Annotated in this window: 16 protein-coding genes; 11 read left to right on the top strand and 5 right to left on the bottom strand. The window is 39.4% G+C overall.

Going from position 1 to position 18,253, the window contains the following annotated elements:
• Position 1 precedes the first annotated feature (1 nt).
• From PF027_RS07065 to PF027_RS07030, 8 genes are all read left to right on the top strand, one after another.
• Positions 2-1,036 carry a rod shape-determining protein gene (locus PF027_RS07065; RefSeq protein WP_270862807.1) on the top strand — a complete coding sequence of 345 codons (1,035 nt, stop codon included), beginning with the start codon at positions 2-4 and terminating at the stop codon, positions 1,034-1,036.
• On the top strand, positions 1,029-1,778 hold the full coding sequence (gene mreC, locus PF027_RS07060; protein WP_270872733.1) for a rod shape-determining protein MreC: 750 nt from the start codon (positions 1,029-1,031) through the stop codon (positions 1,776-1,778). The genes PF027_RS07065 and mreC overlap by 8 nt, the downstream gene beginning before the upstream one ends.
• Positions 1,778-5,038, top strand: a complete 3,261-nt coding sequence (carB, locus tag PF027_RS07055) for a carbamoyl-phosphate synthase large subunit (RefSeq protein ID WP_270877258.1) — start codon at positions 1,778-1,780, stop codon at positions 5,036-5,038. The genes mreC and carB overlap by 1 nt, the downstream gene beginning before the upstream one ends.
• A gap of 74 nt (positions 5,039-5,112) precedes the next feature.
• Entirely contained in the window at positions 5,113-5,760 is a 648-nt protein-coding gene (locus PF027_RS07050; RefSeq protein ID WP_270877257.1) for a hypothetical protein, read from the top strand.
• Between the two features lie 3 nt (positions 5,761-5,763).
• Positions 5,764-6,909, top strand: coding sequence for a toxic anion resistance protein (locus tag PF027_RS07045; protein WP_270877256.1), 1,146 nt, complete (start codon positions 5,764-5,766; stop codon positions 6,907-6,909).
• Between the two features lies 1 nt (position 6,910).
• Positions 6,911-8,206 carry a hypothetical protein gene (locus PF027_RS07040; RefSeq protein WP_270872729.1) on the top strand — a complete coding sequence of 432 codons (1,296 nt, stop codon included), beginning with the start codon at positions 6,911-6,913 and terminating at the stop codon, positions 8,204-8,206.
• A 103-nt stretch (positions 8,207-8,309) separates the two neighbouring features.
• Entirely contained in the window at positions 8,310-9,587 is a 1,278-nt protein-coding gene (locus PF027_RS07035; RefSeq protein WP_270872728.1) for a hypothetical protein, read from the top strand.
• Positions 9,584-10,477, top strand: coding sequence for a DMT family transporter (locus PF027_RS07030; protein ID WP_270872727.1), 894 nt, complete (start codon positions 9,584-9,586; stop codon positions 10,475-10,477). Before PF027_RS07035 ends, PF027_RS07030 begins: the two co-directional genes overlap by 4 nt.
• Before the next feature lie 79 nt (positions 10,478-10,556).
• Here the strand turns inward: PF027_RS07030 and PF027_RS07025 are convergent, their stop codons facing one another.
• From PF027_RS07025 to PF027_RS07010, 4 genes are all read right to left on the bottom strand, one after another.
• Complete coding sequence (locus PF027_RS07025; protein ID WP_270872726.1) at positions 10,557-11,054, bottom strand: flavodoxin; 498 nt, start codon at positions 11,052-11,054, stop codon at positions 10,557-10,559.
• A 246-nt stretch (positions 11,055-11,300) separates the two neighbouring features.
• A complete protein-coding gene (locus tag PF027_RS07020; protein WP_270872725.1) occupies positions 11,301-11,624 on the bottom strand; it encodes a DUF2325 domain-containing protein in 324 nt (107 codons plus the stop codon).
• 168 nt (positions 11,625-11,792) lie between these two features.
• Complete coding sequence (nifJ, locus tag PF027_RS07015) at positions 11,793-15,344, bottom strand: pyruvate:ferredoxin (flavodoxin) oxidoreductase (RefSeq protein ID WP_270872724.1); 3,552 nt, start codon at positions 15,342-15,344, stop codon at positions 11,793-11,795.
• A 138-nt stretch (positions 15,345-15,482) separates the two neighbouring features.
• Entirely contained in the window at positions 15,483-15,896 is a 414-nt protein-coding gene (locus tag PF027_RS07010; RefSeq protein WP_270872723.1) for a hypothetical protein, read from the bottom strand.
• Positions 15,897-15,993: 97 nt separating this feature from the next.
• Between PF027_RS07010 and dut the strand changes: the two genes are divergently transcribed.
• From dut to PF027_RS06995, 3 genes are read left to right on the top strand one after another with little or no spacing between them, the layout of a single operon-like run.
• Positions 15,994-16,686 carry a dUTPase gene (gene dut, locus PF027_RS07005; protein ID WP_270872722.1) on the top strand — a complete coding sequence of 231 codons (693 nt, stop codon included), beginning with the start codon at positions 15,994-15,996 and terminating at the stop codon, positions 16,684-16,686.
• Between the two features lie 9 nt (positions 16,687-16,695).
• The gene (locus tag PF027_RS07000) at positions 16,696-17,445 is read left to right on the top strand and encodes an EI24 domain-containing protein (RefSeq protein ID WP_270871547.1); all 750 of its coding nucleotides are present in this window, start codon (positions 16,696-16,698) and stop codon (positions 17,443-17,445) included.
• A 55-nt stretch (positions 17,446-17,500) separates the two neighbouring features.
• Positions 17,501-17,716, top strand: coding sequence for a hypothetical protein (locus PF027_RS06995; RefSeq protein WP_270859918.1), 216 nt, complete (start codon positions 17,501-17,503; stop codon positions 17,714-17,716).
• 35 nt (positions 17,717-17,751) lie between these two features.
• On the opposite strand, the gene PF027_RS06990 is transcribed toward PF027_RS06995, so the two are convergent.
• Positions 17,752-18,159, bottom strand: coding sequence for an acyl-CoA thioesterase (locus tag PF027_RS06990; RefSeq protein ID WP_270862798.1), 408 nt, complete (start codon positions 18,157-18,159; stop codon positions 17,752-17,754).
• Positions 18,160-18,253 lie beyond the last annotated feature (94 nt).

Genomic DNA, 18,253 nt, shown 5'->3' with positions numbered 1-18,253 from the left:
AATGTTACTTGATTCTTTATTAGGCTTATTTTCTAGTGATATGGGGATTGATCTTGGCACGGCAAACACGCTAGTTTTGCTCAAAGATAAAGGTATAATCATAAACGAACCAAGCGTCGTGGCGGTGCAAAACGAACGCTATGGCAAACAAAAAATCATAGCTGTGGGTGCAGAAGCCAAAGAGATGCTAGGTCGCACACCGGGCGATATAGAGGCTGTGCGCCCGATGAAAGACGGCGTTATCGCAGACTTTGATATGACTGAAAAGATGATTAGATATTTCATCGAAAAAACGCACAAAAGACGCTTTTTCGTAAGTCCTAGGATTATCATCTCTGTGCCTTATGGTCTAACGCAAGTCGAGCGCAAGGCCGTGAGAGAAAGCGCGATGATAGCAGGTGCGCGCGAGGTTTATCTAATCGAAGAACCAATGGCGGCAGCGATTGGCGCAGGGCTTCCAGTAGCCGAGGCGAAAGGCTCACTAGTCGTAGATATCGGTGGTGGCACGACAGAGATTGGTGTGATTTCACTAGGGGGCATTATAAATGCAAAATCAGTGCGCGTAGCAGGCGATAAAATCGACGCTAGCATTGTAAATTATGTCAAAGAAAAATACAGCCTTCTTATCTCAGAGCGTGCAGCCGAAGAGATCAAAATCAAAATCGGCACCGCAATCCAACAACCAAAAGATTTAACCTACACGGTCAAAGGCAAGGACCAAATCAGTGGGCTTTTAAGCTCGGTTGATTTAACTAGCGAAGATGTCAGAGAGGCGATAAAAGACTCAATCCGCGAAATCGCTGACGCGCTAAAATTTGTGCTTGAAAGTATCCAGCCAGAAGTCGCAGCCGATATCGTAGAAAACGGCGTGGTTTTAACTGGCGGAGGCGCGCTAATTAGAGGGCTAGATAAATATCTAAGCGAGGCTGTGAAACTGCCTGTATTCGTAGCAGATGAACCGCTTCTTTGCGTTGCAAACGGCACTGGCAAAGCCCTAGAAGAGATCAAATCGCTAAAACAAGCAGCAAATGACTAATGTAAAGTTTCTACTCATCGCTGTGGTATTGGTGGCTACTTCGCTTATTTTTGGATCGCAAATTCATGGTAAATTTATCGGTCTTAGCGGAGGAGCTATCGATACTTACAAAGATATTACGAGCTTTATAAAAAACAAAATTTCAAAACATATCGATCAAGCAAACACTATCGAAGCCCTGCGCGCCGAAAACGAGGAGTTGAAAAAATCCGCCATGCTTCTTGGCACCTTTGCGGGAGAGTTAAATAAAATTCTGCTTGATAAAAACAGCTCCGCTTATGAACCGCGCGTCGAGCTTGTTAGGACGCTAAGTTACGCTAGTTTGAACGATTACAACAAATTTTGGATAAATTTTAAAAATTTCAATCCAGATAAAGTCTATGGTCTCATTAGCGAGGGCAAAACCGTAGGAATCGTCGTAAATCGCGATAACAAACCCCTAGCCATACTCCAAAAAGATGAAAAAAGCAATTTTTCTGTCTCAATCGGCGAGAGCCAAATTCCAGGCGTTGCAAACGGCGAGGGAAATGCTTTGGTGGTGAAATTTATCCCGCAATGGCTAGATCCAAAAGTCGGCGATGAGGTTTATACGAGCGGAAAGGACGAGATATTTTTCGAGGGTGTGCCTGTGGGGCGGGTCAAATCAGTTCAGAGTGGTAAATTATACAAAAGCGCTGTCATAGAGCCATACGCAAATCCAAATATGCCAACGTTTTTGTATGTCGTTACAAAGGAAAGATAATGCCAAAAAGAGAAGATGTAAAGACGATATTGCTTATCGGAAGCGGTCCTATCGTCATCGGTCAAGCGTGTGAATTTGATTATAGTGGCACACAAGCTGCTAAGACTTTGAAAAATTTGGGCTATCGCGTAGTTTTGATAAATTCAAACCCAGCTACGATTATGACAGACCCTGATTTTGCAGATGCGACCTATGTCGAGCCAATCACAAAAGAGAGCATTTTGCGAATTATCAAAAAAGAGGGTGTCGATGCGATACTGCCTACTATGGGCGGTCAGGTTGCGCTAAATGTCGCAATGGAAGTCTATGAAAGTGGCGAGTTAGGCGATGTGAAATTTCTAGGCGCTAAACCAGAAGCGATTAAAAAGGGCGAAGACCGCGTGGCTTTTAAAGAAGCTATGATTAAAATCGGTATGGATTTGCCAAAGTCAAAATACGCCTACACTATGGAAGAAGCTCATCAAGCAGCCGAAGAAATCGGCTTTCCGCTCATTATCCGCGCTAGTTATACGCTAGGCGGGGCTGGTTCAGGTGTAGCGTATAATATCGACGAATTTAAAGAAATCGCACAAAACGGCATTGATATCAGCCCAATCCATGAAATTTTGATTGAAGAGAGTTTGCTTGGCTGGAAAGAGTATGAAATGGAAGTTATCAGAGATAATAAAGATAACTGCATAATCGTCTGCTCTATCGAAAACCTTGATCCTATGGGCGTGCATACGGGCGATAGCATTACGATTGCGCCAGCTTTGACGCTCACGGATAAAGAGTACCAACGAATGCGTGATGCAAGTTTTGCGATTTTGCGTGAGATTGGCGTCGATACGGGTGGTAGCAATGTACAATTTGCCATAAATCCAAATACCGGTCGCATGATAGTAATCGAAATGAATCCGCGTGTCAGCCGTAGCTCAGCCCTAGCTAGCAAGGCCACAGGCTACCCGATAGCCAAAGTCGCTACCATGCTAGCTGTGGGATTTAGCCTAGATGAAATCAAAAACGATATTACAGGCACGCCTGCGAGTTTTGAGCCTGTGATTGATTATATCGTCACAAAAATCCCTCGCTTTGCCTTTGAGAAATTCCCGGGCGCGAACCCGCACCTTGGCACTGCGATGAAGAGTATCGGCGAGGTAATGGCGATTGGGCGCACATTTAAAGAGAGTATCCAAAAGGCACTTTGCTCAATGGAGAAAAGCTACTATGGCTTTATCGAGTTAAATTTAAGCAAAGATGATTTGATTTTTGGGCTTAGAAACGCAGGACAGGATAGAATTTTGTATGTCGCGCAAGCTTTTCGCGAGGGATTTAGTGTAGATGAAGTCTTTGAATTTAGCAAAATCGATCCGTGGTTTTTGCGCGAAATTCACGAAATCGTCGAATTTGAAGTCAAAATCGACATGGATATCCTAAATGCTCCAAATTTGCTTCGCAAAGCCAAAACTATGGGCTTTTCGGACAAAATGATTGCACATTTGATCAACAAAGTCGATAATCTAGGCCTTACGCAAAACGATATTTTCTTTGCGCGCGCAAAACACGGCATAAATTTAGAGTATAACGAAGTCGATACCTGCGCAGGCGAATTTAAGGCTCTCACGCCGTATTTGTATTCTAGCACAAATATCACGCCAAACCTGCCAACCAGAACGCCGCAAAACGCCAAAAAAGTCCTAATCATCGGCGGTGGCCCAAACCGCATAGGGCAGGGCATAGAGTTTGATTATTGTTGTGTGCATGCAAGTTACGCGCTAAAAGACCTTGGCATAAAGAGCATTATGTATAACTGCAACCCAGAAACGGTTTCTACTGATTATGATACGAGCGATATTTTGTATTTTGAGCCGATTGATTTCGAGCATGTTCGCACCGTAATCGAGACAGAAAAGCCAGAGGGCGTAATCGTGCATTTTGGCGGACAAACTCCGCTTAAATTTGCCAAACGCCTAAACGCAATCGGAGCCAAGATTATCGGCACGAGCGCGCGCACGATTGATATCGCAGAAGACCGCAAGAAATTTAGCGAATTTATCACTAAAATCGGCGTAAAACAGCCTAAAAACGACACAGCCATTAGCGAAGCCGAAGCAATCGAAAAAGCCGCGATTATCGGCTATCCGGTCCTTGTGCGCCCTAGCTATGTGCTTGGCGGACGGGCTATGAGAAGAGTGCATAATGTCGATGAGCTAAAAGAGTATATGAGCGAGGCCGTGAGCGTGAGCTACCACTCGCCGGTATTATTAGATAAATTTTTGCTTGATGCAACTGAGCTTGATGTCGATGCTATAAGCGATGGCAAAGATGTCTATATCGGCGCTATAATGGAGCATATCGAAGAGGCTGGAATCCACTCAGGAGACAGTGCTAGCATACTGCCTCCAATGAGCCTAAGCGATGAGATGATTGATAAAATCAACGAAACCACAAAACAAATCGCGCTAAATTTGGGCGTCGTGGGGCTTATGAATATTCAGTTTGCGATTTTTGAGGACGAGCTTTATATGATTGAGGTCAATCCGAGAGCTTCTAGAACCGTGCCGTTTGTGAGCAAAGCAACTGGAATTTCAATGGCCAAAGTCGCCACTCGCGTAATGTGGCAAGGAAATTTGCGCGAGGCGCTTAAATTTTACGATAAATTTGGCGTTTTGTGCGAGGAGAAGGGCATTTTAAAACCGCGCGTGAGTGGCAGAGTATGTGTCAAAGAGAGCGTATTTCCGTTTAATAAACTCCCAGGCTGCGACATCGCGCTAGGGCCTGAGATGAAAAGCACGGGCGAGGTTATGGGTATTAGCGAGAATTTCGCAAAAAGCTTTGCCAAAAGCCAAATTTCAGCCAGCAATGTCTTGCCAAGCAAGGGCGCTGTGTTTATGAGCTTGACTGATCGCGACAAAGAAAAAGGGGTAAGCCTAGCTAAGACTTTGGTTGAAACAGGATTTAGTTTGATTGCCACTGGCGGGACTTGCAAGGCGCTAAAAGAGGCGGGGTTAGAGTGCGAGTTCGTCTATAAAATTTCAGAAGGTCGCCCAAATATCGAAGATAAGCTAAAAAATGGCGAAATCGCCCTTGTCATCAACACCAGCGACACTAAATCAAGCTCGTCAGATACATTTAAAATCCGCCAAGCTGTGGTGAGATTTAAACTGCCGTATTTTACGAATATCAAGGCCGCGCTCGCTGCTACTATGTCAGTGTGTGCGGTTCAAGATGGAAGCGCACTAGAAGTGAAAAGCTTGCAAGAGTATTTAGCAAATAAATAATTCTTAAATTTGGCAAATTTGCGTTAAATTTAGCGTGAATTTGCCTTTTAAATTTGTGGATTAGGAATATATTTATGTTGGACGAAATAATCTATTTTTTTAGAAAACGACCATCGTTTTTCTGGTCATTTATAGTGGTTTTTGCCGTTTTATATGGATTTTTATTGTGGTTGTATTTTTTAAAACATACAAATTTATACAAAGATATATTTTTGGTGCTTTTAGGGCTTTGTGGTTTTTGGGTAATTTTGTTTGTTATAAGTTTTAAAAAGACAAGGCAAGAGTATAAAATAGAGAGAGAAAAAGAGAAATTCGAGCTTTTTCGCGAGGAAATAGTGCGCAAATACGACCTTAGCAAAGATGCAAATATATTTAAAAAAATAGAAATTATTTCTATTTTGGTAAATGATAAATTTTCAAGCACAAGCCTAGCAAGTATAAAAATCATAAATCTTATAAATCAAACATTAAGTGTTTATATAAAAAATTTAAATACCAATGCCAAACTCAAACAGAGTCTGGCTAGTTCAAATTCTATAAATAAAATGCACCTTGTTCAGCAAATTCACAAAAATAGCGAAAACAACGCTTCGCTTATGGATTGTTTGGATAAATATATCGATGAACTGAGTGGCAATAATAAAAACGAAAAAGAGAGTGCTTTTGCTGAATTTGAGTTAGAGCGAACTCTAAAACTTATAAAACAACTAAACAAAGGATAAGATATGACTACGGATTTGATTGTAAATACGATAAAAAATAGTGAGGTAAATTTGGCTAATGCTGTTTTTAAAGATGAAATCAATCAAAGCGATAAAGAGAAAATCAATGAAAAAGCAATGGAGCTTTTAGCGTTTTTATCTGGTAAGGATAGTGCGCAAATAAGAGAAATTTTGGAGAGCATTACCATAGCCGATACCCAAAAATTAGAAAATTCATCATCGCTTTTAAGCGTGAAAATCTCGCAACTTCAAAGCATAGAAAGCGACAAATCGCACAGCATAAGCAAGTCGCTAATAAAGCTAAATGATGAATTATCTGCGATTAATCCTTATAAATTTAATTTTACGCCTAGCAAAATTTTATCTTTTTTACCGTTTGTAGGAAAGCCGATAAATGCGTATTTGAAAAAATTTAAAACAGCAAAAGCTACGATAGATGAAACGCTTTCGCATTTGGAAGAGGGACAAAAACTTCTAAGAGAAGATAATGCTGTTTTGGACTATGAAAAAGAGTTTTATAAACAAAGTGCTATATCTTTGCAAAAAAAGGCGATTGTTTTTGAGCAGTTAGTTCGCGCGATAGAGCAAAATTTAGCAAAATTTCCGCCAGAGGATAAGAAATTTTACGAAAATAATCTGCTTTTAAATTTAAATAAAAAAATTAGAAGCATTTATGAAATTTTGGCTGTTACAAGGCAAGGGTTTTTATCAAGCGACCAGATTGCAAACACAAACTACGAACTAATCGATAATATCTCAAATGTCAAAATCGTAACCAAAAGAGCCCTAGAAATTGGCGTTGCAATGGCTGTGAGTTTGGAAAATCAAAAAAATGTCATGCAGGCGGTGGAAAAAACAAAATCCCTAGCCGATGAAATAATTTTGCAAAATGCAAAAAAAATGAACGAACAAAGTGATGAAATTTTTGCAATGTCATCAAAAGGAACGCTAAATTTGGAAAATTTAAAAGAGGCGTTTAGTCAAATCGATGAAGCTTTGAATAAAATGGATACCCTAAAAGAGCAATCTTTGAAAAATTTAAAAACCGAGCTTGAAAATTTAAAAGAAATCACAGATAAATTAGATGAAAAAGTAAAAGCAAATCAAAAAATAGAAAAATTTAAATCTGAAATTTCGTTGGAATTTTAAAATGAGAGATAAAAATATAAAGTTAAAGAAAAAGCTTTTTAGAATTCTTATAACAATAATTGTAGTTTTGCCATTTGCGTTTGTTTATATCAAACATGAGAACTCGCAACCAAAAGAGTCAAAAGATACGACCATAAAGCAGGTTGAACTCCCGCGCCCGCAAGCTCAACCTAGCCCGCGCCCACAGGTCCAACCAGAGCCAAAACCAGCACCACAAAGCACTCCAAAACCTCGAATTGTAGGCGACGAAAACGAGATATTTTTTTATAAGTCAGATTTTGCAAATAATGTTGTTGATGTTTTTGCTGATGCAAGAAGATTAAAGTTATCGCACGATGGTAAAAGGCTTTTTTCGTATGGGATAAACCGAGATGGATTTATGATTATAGATGTTAGCAATCCTAAGAAAATTGCTCCAATCGGAATTTACAAATATCCAAAAGCAAGATATTTTGTCAATAATATAGATATTGCTGAGAGTAGGGACGGAAAAAGACTATATGTCGCCGATCCACATAATGGAATTTTGTATTTTGATATCAGTAACCCTGCTCACATTACGCTTATTTCTGCTTTGCCATTAGAGGTTCCGCTTAAAATTAAGCTAAGCCGTGATGATAAAATTGCTTTTGCTAAGACGACAAAAGGTTTTTTTACGATTGATATTTCTGGGTCAGAAATGAAAATATTAGACGAGTTTGTTAGCGATACTAGCGATAGTGATAATGAAGAACAGCTGGGTGCCATACGCCCAAGAGGGGATTTTGATTTTCTTTCAGAAAATGAAATTTTGTTTATAAATTTCAATGAAATGCATATTTTTGATGTTAGCGATCCAAAAAATATTAAATCTAAATATCGCAGTTATGATTTTAATTGGATTCAGGGTGGAAAATATCAAATGATGCATGATTTTAAGATTGCGAAAAACAATACAAGGCTTTACACTTCCACAATGGAAGGTTTTAGGATTTATGATATCAGCGATATAAAAAATATAAAATTTCTAGGCGAATACTTATCTAATGGAAATTTGACAGCAAGGACTATGACGATAGATGAAAATGCAAATTTAGCTTACCTTGGCTGGGATTCTAAAACAGAAGAGGGCAAATTTGCTAGAATTGAGATTGTGGATTTATCATACGAGCTAGATCCTATGCTGATTAAAAGCTATAATATGCCAGAAAGCCACGATCTTTTTGCCGTGCCTTCACAAGATAAAAAATATCTATTTTTACAAGCAGAGCCCGGTTCCGGTGGATATGGAGATTATGTAAGTGTTGTTGAAAAATAGCAATGATCCAAATATATTTTTTTTGTACAAATTTGGTGTTATCGCTTTTGCGGTAATTTGTGTTGTAACAATCTATTTTTCTAAGCTTCAAACACAGCAAAATGTGCAAAGCCAAAATAATGAAATTAGTGTGCCGGTGCAAAATCAATCGCAAAATCAAATAACTACTCAAAACGAAACAAAAACGCAAAAGCCTAGTTTTGATGAACCACAAGCCAAAATTAGCTCTTATGAAAACACAATGCAAACCGCTATCTGGGAGCTTCCTAGTGCTAAACTTAGAATTTATGATAATTTTCAGTTTATGCAACCAAACGATGAGGGATATTTGTTTGCTGCGAAATTGGACAATTCAGGTGGAAGGATTATACAAACTGATTTTAATGGTAAAATTTCGTGGGAAAAAAATATAAATTTTACCGATTTAAGGGACGGAATAGAGACCATGCAAAGCTACATAGTAGCCCGTAATGTAATACTAGACAAACAATCTCATCGCATAATGCAACGCGTAGAAAAAGATAAAATTTTTGACGAAACAGCTAGCTTTGGGGAAAATTTCGTAGCCTCGGATAAGCATAATAATTTATATTTTTTGGATAGAAATTTAAACGAAATTTGGACTAAATCCATTAAAACTGATTTAAAAACTAATTCCACACAATACTATTATAATTCAGACGGAAGCCTTAAAGATACGAAGACTACGAGCAAAACAAGGGCAGTTTGTGAGCAAATTTTAAAAACCAAAGATAATAAAATTTTGGTTTCGGTTGCTGGACAAGGGTTACTCAAATATGATTTAAATGGAAATCTCATTAAAAAGCAAAGTCTTAGCGATTGGGAGTATGTGAAAATAATCCAAAATGATGACGGATCGCTTTTTGCGTTAAAAACAAAAAAGGAAAATGGATTTTTTTATGATGGCATAGCAAATGTAACGAAATTTGATAGCGATTTAAATGAAATTTGGAGTAAAAATTTGCATAGAGAAAATGGCGATAATTTTGTGCGCTATTTGCTAAGTAATTACAAAAATGGGTTTTTGCTCGTGGTTTCGCAAAGTAATAAAAAGAAATTGGAAACATGGATTAAATTTGTAGAATTTGATGAAAATGGCAATAAAATAGATGAAAATTTCATTGACGCTTATCCAGAGAATACTAGTTTATATTTTGCCGAAACGATGCGCGATAAGAGCGTTTTGATCGGTGGCGGGGTTTTATATGAGCAATACAGCCCGCCTATTTTAATCAATGGGCGATTGGAAAAATTTTCAGACGATATTCTTACGAGTGGAATATTTATTAAAATTTCAGCTGATTTACCACTAAGCAAACAACAAATTCGTGAATTCGATGAAGAATTTTTAAGAAAATGAAATTCGAGGGTCAAATTTTTGGCATTTTCATAACCTTTCTTGGTGGGGTTTTGTGGGGATTTAGCGGGGTTTGCGGTCAGTATCTCTTCGAAATAAAGGGTGTGAGCGCAAACTGGCTTGTCCCGCTTCGCCTGCTTTGTGCTGGGGGAGTTTTGGTGATTTATTGCGTCTTTTCGTTGCGAGATAGGCGAGTTTTTGCGCCGATTTTGGACGCGAATTTGAGGGCGCAATTTTTGGCGTTTTCGATTTTGGGCTTAATGCTGACGCAATATTTTTACTTTTATTCTATCGAGCTTTCAAACGCCGCTGTTGCCACCGTGATCCAATACACCGCGCCCGCGATGATTTTGGCGATTGTGTGTATCACGGAGGCGCGACTACCTAAAATCAATGAGTTTATTTCGCTGATTTTGGCGATTTTAGGCGTTGTGATTTTGGCTACGCATGGGGATTTGGGCTCGCTTGTAATCAGCCAAAAAGCGCTTATTTTTTGTCTGCTTAGCGCAGCTTGCGTTTGCGTGTATAATCTCGCGCCCAAAAAACTAAACCAAAAATACCCCGTCGTGCTAAATTTAGGTTGGGGCATGGTGCTTGGCGGAGTGGTTTTAGGCGGGGTTTTGGGCGTGTGGAATTTAGCTGGCGTTAGCGATTTAAGCGGTGTTTTGGCGTTTTTGGGCGTGGTGTTTTTCGGCACGGTTTTGGCATTTAGCTTTTATATGGTTGGGGTGAAATTAATCGGTGCGCCAAAAGCAAGCCTAATCGCCGCGATTGAGCCAGTTAGCGCAGCCTTTTTTGCGCATTTTTGGCTAGGGACAAAATTTGTGTTTTTGGATTTCGTAGGATTTGTGCTGATACTTTCGTGTATATTTTTATTAGCGAAAAAGGGCTAAATTTAGCCAAATTTGATAATTTGAAAGCTTTAAAAATTAAAATTTGAAAATCAAAAAGAGACCATAAGGTATCTTAAAATCATTGAAGATCTTGGGTGATTTGGGCCAACCAAGCCTTTATGCGACCTTCTGTGAGGGCGCTTTGGTTGTCGTTATCGAGGGCAAGGCCTACGAATTTTCCGTCTTTTATGGCTTTGCTTGCGCTAAATTCATAACCCTCAGTCGGCACCGCGCCTATGATTTTTGCGCCAGCGGTTTTAAATCTGGCATACAATTCCGCCATTGCGTTGCAGTATGCGCCAGAATAGCTCGAACTATCGCCCATGCCAAAAATCGCTACCGTTTTGCCAGCTATATTAATTGCGAGCGAATCAAAATCAAAGCTCGCCCAATCGTCTTGGAGTTCGCCATCGTTCCAAGTAGAGCTTCCCACGATGAGCGCGGTGTAGTTTGCGAGGTCCGCTGGCGTGATATCTGCTACATTTTTGATTTCATTTACAATGCCTAAATTTTCGCTTATGAGTTTTGCGGCTGCTTCTGTGTTTCCCATCGAGCTACCGTAGATAATGCCTATCATTTAAAATCCTTTATAAGCTAAATTTCGAGGGTCTATATTACTAATTTTGCTATGAATTTATACTTAAATTTGGTGATTAATTCGCATACAAATCGCGCAAAAATGCAAAATTCTGATTTTGCTAAAAGTGCGCTAAAATCGCGGTTTGGTTAAATTTAGCAAATTTTAAAAGGGCTAAATTTGGGAATTTGTAAAAAGCTAAATTTCACCCAAAATTTCAGCGAGAAATTTGGGCGAAATTTTAGATTAATCGTTTTTGTCTTTATCGCAACAAAATGTATTTTTTAGCCCGAAAATTTTACAATACTCGCAAAATACACAGCTCACGCTTCGTTTTGCGCACACAAGCGGGATATTGCGCTTTTTGACTTCGCTTTTTATTTTTTTCATCGTGTTGTGGTTTAAAAAACTAGTTAGCATTACCACGCAGTCGGTGTTTTGCGGGATTGGTTTGCGATTGACGCGGTTTTCGTTGCGTGCGTCCCAATGCTCGATATGCGTCGCGCCAAGATTGTGCAAAACGACCTTTATTGGAGTGATTTCATCTGCGCCTATTACTAAAACACTCATTTTATCCCCTTTTGTTTTGATATTGGTTATTATAACACAAAAAATTTAAAACTTTCTGATAATGGATATAAAAATCTCAGAATTTTTATAAATTTAAAAAGGCTAAATTTGGGGAAATTTGAAGAGATAAAGAAAAAGGTTGCGGTAAATTTACCGCAACCTGCGAGATTAAATCTCGTCTGAATAATCAGAATTTGCTAAGCGTTTTAGCTGTCTGTATCGTTTTTGAGAGTCTTGTTTGTTTTTAGCATAAAGCTCGTCAGCGTGCTCTGGGTTGTTTTTCCTTAGAGCGTTGTAGCGAACTTCGTTCATCAAAAAGCTCTCGTATAGATCCCAATCAGGCTCTTTTGAGCTGATTTTTAGTGGGTTTTGACCAGCGTCTGCTAAGCGTGGATCGAAGGTATAAGTTGGCCAGTAACCGCATTTTGTCGCAAGCTCAGCTTGTGTGCCAGAGTGGTTTAGACCGCCTTTGATACCATGAGCGATACAAGGGCAGTAGCAAATGATGAGTGATGGACCATCATAAGCCTCTGCTTCCAAAATCGCTTTGATTGTAGCAGCTTGGCTAGCGTTTGAGTTGATTTGAGCTACGAAAATATTTCCGTAAGTCATAGCGATTTGTCCCAAATCTTTCTTTTGAACTGGTTTTCCGCCAGCTGTGAATTGAGCGATAGAACCGCGGCGGCTAGCTTTTGAGCTTTGGCCACCTGTGTTTGAATAAACCTCAGTGTTTAGAACCAAAACATTTACATTTTCGCCACTAGCTAAAACATGATCAAGTCCGCCGTATCCGATATCATAACCCCAGCCGTCGCCACCGATAATCCATTGTGATTTTTTGCTTAGGTAAGATTTTCTCTCTAAAATTTCGCTAACGCCCTTAACGCCTTTGTTTTGCTCTAAGATTGGGATTAGTTTGTCTGTAACTTCGCGAGATTTTACAGTGTCGTTGCGATTTTCAATCCAGTCATTATATAGAGCTTTTAGCGCGTTTGGAGCTTCGTCCATTGTATTTAGCATAACATCTTCGATTTTATGGCGAATTGTCTCAGTTGCTACCTTCATACCAAGGCCGAATTCTGCGTTGTCCTCGAATAGTGAGTTTGCCCATGCGACACCGCGTCCGTTTGCGTCTTTGCGGTATGGAGTCGAAGGAGCAGAACCGCCGTAGATCGAACTACATCCTGTCGCATTTGCTACAATCATGTGATCGCCGAATAATCTTGTTACAAGTGTGATGTATGGAGTCTCACCGCAACCTGGGCATGCGCCGTGGAATTCGAAATATGGTCTAGCAAAACCTACATTTTTGACATTGTTTTTCGGTGCCAAATCATCTTTATAGCGAATATTTTCGAATAAATAATCAGCGCTTGTTTGCTCGCCTTTATCCATTTCTTCACCAAGCGGAACCATAACCAAAGATTTCTCTTTGCTTGGGCAGTTTTCAGCACACAATGCACAACCGGTGCAATCTAGCGGGCTTACTTGAATTTTATATTTCATACCTGCAAAATCTTTGCCTTTTGCGTCAAGTAGGTGCTCTTTTGTGTATTGTGGAGCGTTTGCTACATCGTTTTCATCTAGCAAGAACGGTCTGATTACAGCGTGTGGGCAAACGAACGCGCATTGGTTACATTGGATACAATTTTCTTCGATCCATTTTGGTACAAGCACGCCTACACCGCGTTTTTCGTATTTTGTAGTGCCTGCTTCAAAAGAGCCGTCTTCGTGTCCGATAAATGCTGATACTGGTAAATCGTTACCGCGCGCTGCATTTACAGGTTTTACGATTTTTTCGACGAATTCTGTGCCTTTGTATCCTACGCTATCAGTTTTTACTTCGTCTTTCAAATTTGCCCATGCAGGATCTACTGGGACTTGGACTAAGCCGTCAGCGCCCTTATCAATCGCGTCATAGTTCATTTGCACGATTGCGTCGCCTTTTTTAGCGTATGATTTGTATGCAAATTCCTTCATATATTTTTGAGCTTCTTCAAACGGAATAATTTTTGCTAGTTTGAAAAACGCTGATTGCATAATGGTATTTGTGCGGTTGCCTAGTCCGATTTCGTGGGCTAGTTTAGTAGCGTTTAAAATGTAGAATTTAACATTTTTTTGCGCTAGGATTCTTTTTACTTTGTTTGGTATTTTTTTGATAGTTTCCTCTGCGTCCCAGATTGAGTTCAAAAGGAAAGTTCCGCCATCTTTGATACCGTCGATTACATCGTAAATTTCAAGATACGCTGCTACTGAACAGGCTACGAAATTTGGATTTGAAACTAGGTAAGTTGAGCGGATTGGTTTTTTACCAAATCTTAGGTGTGAGCGTGTGTAACCGCCTGATTTTTTGCTATCGTAAGCGAAATATGCTTGCGCATAAAGATCTGTTTTATCGCCGATAATTTTGATTGAGTTTTTGTTCGCACCGACTGTGCCGTCTGCGCCAAGTCCGTAGAAAAGACACTCGATTTCATCTGCTTCGCCAAGAGAAATTTTCTCGCCGACTTTTAGTGATAGGAAGGTGACATCATCTTCGATACCCACAGTAAAGCCATTTTTTGGTTGGTCTGATTTTAGGTTGTCAAATACAGCAATCATTTGAGCCGGATCGACATCTTTTGAGCTTAGGCCATAGCGTCCGCCGATGATTAGTGGAGCTTTTTTGCTACCATAAAATGCTGATTTGATATCTAGGTATAGTGGCTCGCCGATACTTCCTGGCTCTTTTGTTCTATCTAAAACGCAAATTCTCTCTACTGATTCTGGTAAAACAGCAAATAGGTGTTTGACGCTAAATGGTCTGTAAAGATGAACTTTGATAATACCTACTTTTTCGCCTTTTGAATTTAGATAATCAACTACCTCTTCAAGAGTTTGATTTACTGAACCCATTGCGACTATGACTCTTGTAGCGTCTTTTGCGCCATAGTAAGTGAAAGGCTTATACTCTCTGCCTGTGATTTTTGAAATTTTTTCCATATAATCAGCTACGATATCTGGCAAAGCGTCGTAGAATTTGTTTGTTAGCTCTCTTGTTTGGAAGTAAATGTCATCGTTTTGAGCTGTTCCGCGAGTTTTTGGGTGTTCTGGGTTTAGCGCATTATCACGGAAAGCCTTAACTGCGTCATAATCGAGCAATTTGTCAAATTCAGCGTAATCCATAACCTCGACTTTTTGAATTTCGTGGCTTGTGCGGAAACCGTCGAAGAAGTGTAGGAAAGGAACGCGACCTTTAATCGCTGCTAGGTGAGCGATACCGCCTAAATCCATTACTTCTTGCACACTGTCGCTTGCTAGCATAGCAAAGCCTGTTTGGCGACATGCATAGACATCTTGGTGATCACCAAAGATAGAAAGAGCTTGCGCTGCAAGGGCTCTGGCTGCTACATGGATAACGCCCGGTAGCATTTGTCCAGCGATTTTATACATATTTGGAATTTTAAGTAGTAAGCCTTGTGAAGCTGTGTAAGTTGTAGTAAGCGCACCAGCTTGCAGTGAGCCATGCACTGTTCCAGCGGCACCTGCCTCGCTTTGCATTTCTACGACTTTAACTGGCATACCAAAAAGGTTTTTCATGCCTTTTGCAGCCCACATATCTGTATAATCAGCCATTGGTGAGCTAGGTGTGATAGGGTAAATTCCTGCAACCTCGGTAAAAGCGTAAGAAACATAAGCCGCGGCTTCGTTTCCGTCCATAGTTTTCATAACTTTTCCCATAATTTCTCCTTACTGTTCGGGATTGTGTAAAACCTGTAAATTTTAGCTAAAAGTTGCTTAATTTGTTGTAAGTAATTAAAATAAAAATGAAATTTTATGGATACAAATTCAACTGAATTTAAGTAAAAGGAGTAAAATTTACTCCTCTTTTTTGCGCTCCCAAACGCGCTTTTTACCGAAGGTTACGACATTATCGGTTAGCTTCATCCAATCAAGCCTAATGGCAAAAAGCTCAGGGTTCATCGCCTTGGCAACGGCAAATCTTTTGAAGTAAATTTTAGCTTCGTTTTCATCTGCGCTACGAATTTTACCTCTAAACTGAATTCCTTTAATCCTAGAAATGATTTTGGTATCCAAAGCAATCGTGCCAGAGACGAAACGATTGGTAAAAAGCGCTTTGATATGCGTAGAATCTTCATGCCCTGAGAAAATCAAGGTTTTATTATCTTTATCGTAAGCGTAAAATGCGTTTGAGCAATACGGCAGATTTTCGACTAGCACGGCGATTGACATAAGCTTCATTTTGCTTAAAAATAGGTCAAATTTATCCATAAATCCCCCTGTAAAATTTAAAATTTCAAAAATTTGAGTAATTATACCTACATTTTCTTTTATGCGCTATAATTTCGCGCTAAATTTAGGAGAAGTTATGGAAAATTATAAAAAAATAAAAGAGATGTTTTTAATGCAACAGCGCCTAAACGACGAAACCAACGGCGTGAGCTGGGAGGACGGATACACCAAAAACGGCAAATTAATCAACTGGAAGCGTTGTATTTATATGGAGTGTGCTGAGCTAATCGATAGCTTTGCGTGGAAGCACTGGAAAAACATCGCCGCAGCCCCTGATATAGATAATATCGTCATCGAAATCGTGGATATTTGGCACTTTGTGATGAGCTATGTTTTGGAACAAAACAAAAATTTAAAGAGCATTGATGAGATTGCTAGCGAAGTAATCAGCGTAAGTGCGTTTAGAGAATTTAGCGCGCACCGCGCGAATATCGAGGATTACTCGATTTATGAAATCGTAAATGATATCGAGCTTTTGATTCACGAGACGAGCGGATTTAATTTTAGCGTGGGTTCGCTTTTGCAGGATTATTTCAGAGTGGCGATCAAGTGCGGGGTAAATTTGGAGGTGCTTTTCGCCAAATATATCGGCAAAAATGTGCTAAATAAATTCCGCCAAGACAACGGCTATAAAGAGGGCAGCTACCGCAAAATTTGGAACGGCAAAGAGGATAATGTCGTTTTGGTCGAAATTTTAAATAGTGGCGTTTTGGAAGTGGGCGAAATTTACGCAAATTTAGAAAAAGCCTATAAAAACAGCGAAATTTAAAGAAATTTAATGGGTAAAATTTTTCGCCTTTCAATCAAAGATTTTTTTACGAAAAAATTCATCACCCTTTCGCTTTTGCCGTTTTTTTGCGCGCTTTTAGTGCTTGGGTATTTTATGTATTTTGGCGGAAGCGAGATTTTTGCTCTGCTCGAAGAGGGGGCAAAAAGCGGTGATTTTAGCTTTTTGGACGAGGCGAGATTTCCGCTGATTGCAAAACTGCTAGCTTATGGTGCCACAAAATGGATAATCGGTGTGATTTTTTACACCTTTGGGACATTTTTGGTGCTTATGCTAAGCGTGTTTTGCGCACTTTTTATCGCTGGATTTCTCACGCCCATTGTCACAAAAGAGATAAATTTAAGACACTATCATTTAGAGCGCGCCGATGAGCCAAATTTGGGGCGAGTGCTAACCCTAATGGCGATTGAAATTTTAAAATTTATTGGAATTTTACTGCTTTGCTTGCTACTTTTAGCGGTTCCACTAATAAATCTTTTTGTGATAAATATACCATTTTTTTATATTTATTATAAACTCATTTTAATCGATGTCGCTTCAAACACCCTAGATAAAAAAAGCTTTGAAAAATGCTATAAAAAGGGCGGTGGGTATAAATTTATGCTTAGCGTATTTTTGTTTTATTTAGCGTGTTTGATTCCGCTCGTGGGTCTGTTTTTTCAGCTGTTTTTTATCATATACTTATCGCATATAATATTTTTATCGCAACTAAAATTTAAAAAAATTAATGCAAATCAATGAAATTTATGCCAAATTTATATAAAATAGTGGTTTAGTTTATTTCAAAGGATTTCTCATGAAAACTGGCAATGTCTATATCTGCAATATCTGCTCACTCAAAAGTAGCGATGACGAAAATGCTGTATTCATCAAAGCCCACAAAAACGGCGAAACCGTGCATATTTGCACCGCCTGTATGCCAAGCGTAATACACGGCTCTGGTATGATTGTAAAAAGCAATGCCGAGCTAGAATCTGAATTTTTCGAAGAGTTTAAAAAACACACAAAATAAAAATTTGGCAAATTTTAAAATTTGCCAAATTTAGCCTAAAATCCCTTTAATTTTTTTAGCTCTGGATCGATTACGAGTTTGTTGCCCTCGCTATCGACGGCTACATAGGTTACTTCTGCGCTTGTTACATGCTGGCAAATGCGAGAGCGCGACTCTTTGCAATATCTCTCGGCTGTGACATTTACCAAAACCGTAATCGAAGTGTTGCCGATTTTGGTCACGGTTGCGTGGCAAGTGACTAAATCTCCCACGAAAACAGGCTGTTTGAAAATCACCTCTTTCATCGATATCGTGACCACGCGCTCAGGCGCGAACTCCCTTGCTGCGACCGTTCCAGCCAAATCAATCTGTGATAAAATCCATCCGCCAAAAATATTTCCGGCTGGGTTAGTGTCTGTTGGCATAGCGATGATTTTTATAACTGCTTCGCCCATGTGTTCCATATTTTCTCCTTATTTGTAAATTTAAGCTTGGCATTGTAGCAAAGCCAGATTAAATAAAAAGTTACTAAAACTCTCTTAAAAAAAATTTTGCTAA

Origin of the sequence: Campylobacter sp. VBCF_01 NA2 (assembly GCF_027797205.1) — a bacterium.
GTDB lineage: Bacteria > Campylobacterota > Campylobacteria > Campylobacterales > Campylobacteraceae > Campylobacter_B.
This window is presented reverse-complemented; position numbering and strand designations above follow the sequence as displayed.

What these genes read in the sequence shown, in the direction of transcription:
- PF027_RS07065 (WP_270862807.1), top strand. Translation starts at nt 2, where the DNA reads ATGTTACTTGATTCTTTATTAGGCTTATTTTCTAGTGATATGGGGATT.
- mreC (WP_270872733.1), top strand. Translation starts at nt 1,029, where the DNA reads ATGACTAATGTAAAGTTTCTACTCATCGCTGTGGTATTGGTGGCTACT.
- carB (WP_270877258.1), top strand. Translation starts at nt 1,778, where the DNA reads ATGCCAAAAAGAGAAGATGTAAAGACGATATTGCTTATCGGAAGCGGT.
- PF027_RS07050 (WP_270877257.1), top strand. Translation starts at nt 5,113, where the DNA reads ATGTTGGACGAAATAATCTATTTTTTTAGAAAACGACCATCGTTTTTC.
- PF027_RS07045 (WP_270877256.1), top strand. Translation starts at nt 5,764, where the DNA reads ATGACTACGGATTTGATTGTAAATACGATAAAAAATAGTGAGGTAAAT.
- PF027_RS07040 (WP_270872729.1), top strand. Translation starts at nt 6,911, where the DNA reads ATGAGAGATAAAAATATAAAGTTAAAGAAAAAGCTTTTTAGAATTCTT.
- PF027_RS07030 (WP_270872727.1), top strand. Translation starts at nt 9,584, where the DNA reads ATGAAATTCGAGGGTCAAATTTTTGGCATTTTCATAACCTTTCTTGGT.
- PF027_RS07025 (WP_270872726.1), bottom strand. Translation starts at nt 11,054, where the DNA reads ATGATAGGCATTATCTACGGTAGCTCGATGGGAAACACAGAAGCAGCC.
- PF027_RS07020 (WP_270872725.1), bottom strand. Translation starts at nt 11,624, where the DNA reads ATGAGTGTTTTAGTAATAGGCGCAGATGAAATCACTCCAATAAAGGTC.
- nifJ (WP_270872724.1), bottom strand. Translation starts at nt 15,344, where the DNA reads ATGGGAAAAGTTATGAAAACTATGGACGGAAACGAAGCCGCGGCTTAT.
- PF027_RS07010 (WP_270872723.1), bottom strand. Translation starts at nt 15,896, where the DNA reads ATGGATAAATTTGACCTATTTTTAAGCAAAATGAAGCTTATGTCAATC.
- dut (WP_270872722.1), top strand. Translation starts at nt 15,994, where the DNA reads ATGGAAAATTATAAAAAAATAAAAGAGATGTTTTTAATGCAACAGCGC.
- PF027_RS07000 (WP_270871547.1), top strand. Translation starts at nt 16,696, where the DNA reads ATGGGTAAAATTTTTCGCCTTTCAATCAAAGATTTTTTTACGAAAAAA.
- PF027_RS06995 (WP_270859918.1), top strand. Translation starts at nt 17,501, where the DNA reads ATGAAAACTGGCAATGTCTATATCTGCAATATCTGCTCACTCAAAAGT.
- PF027_RS06990 (WP_270862798.1), bottom strand. Translation starts at nt 18,159, where the DNA reads ATGGAACACATGGGCGAAGCAGTTATAAAAATCATCGCTATGCCAACA.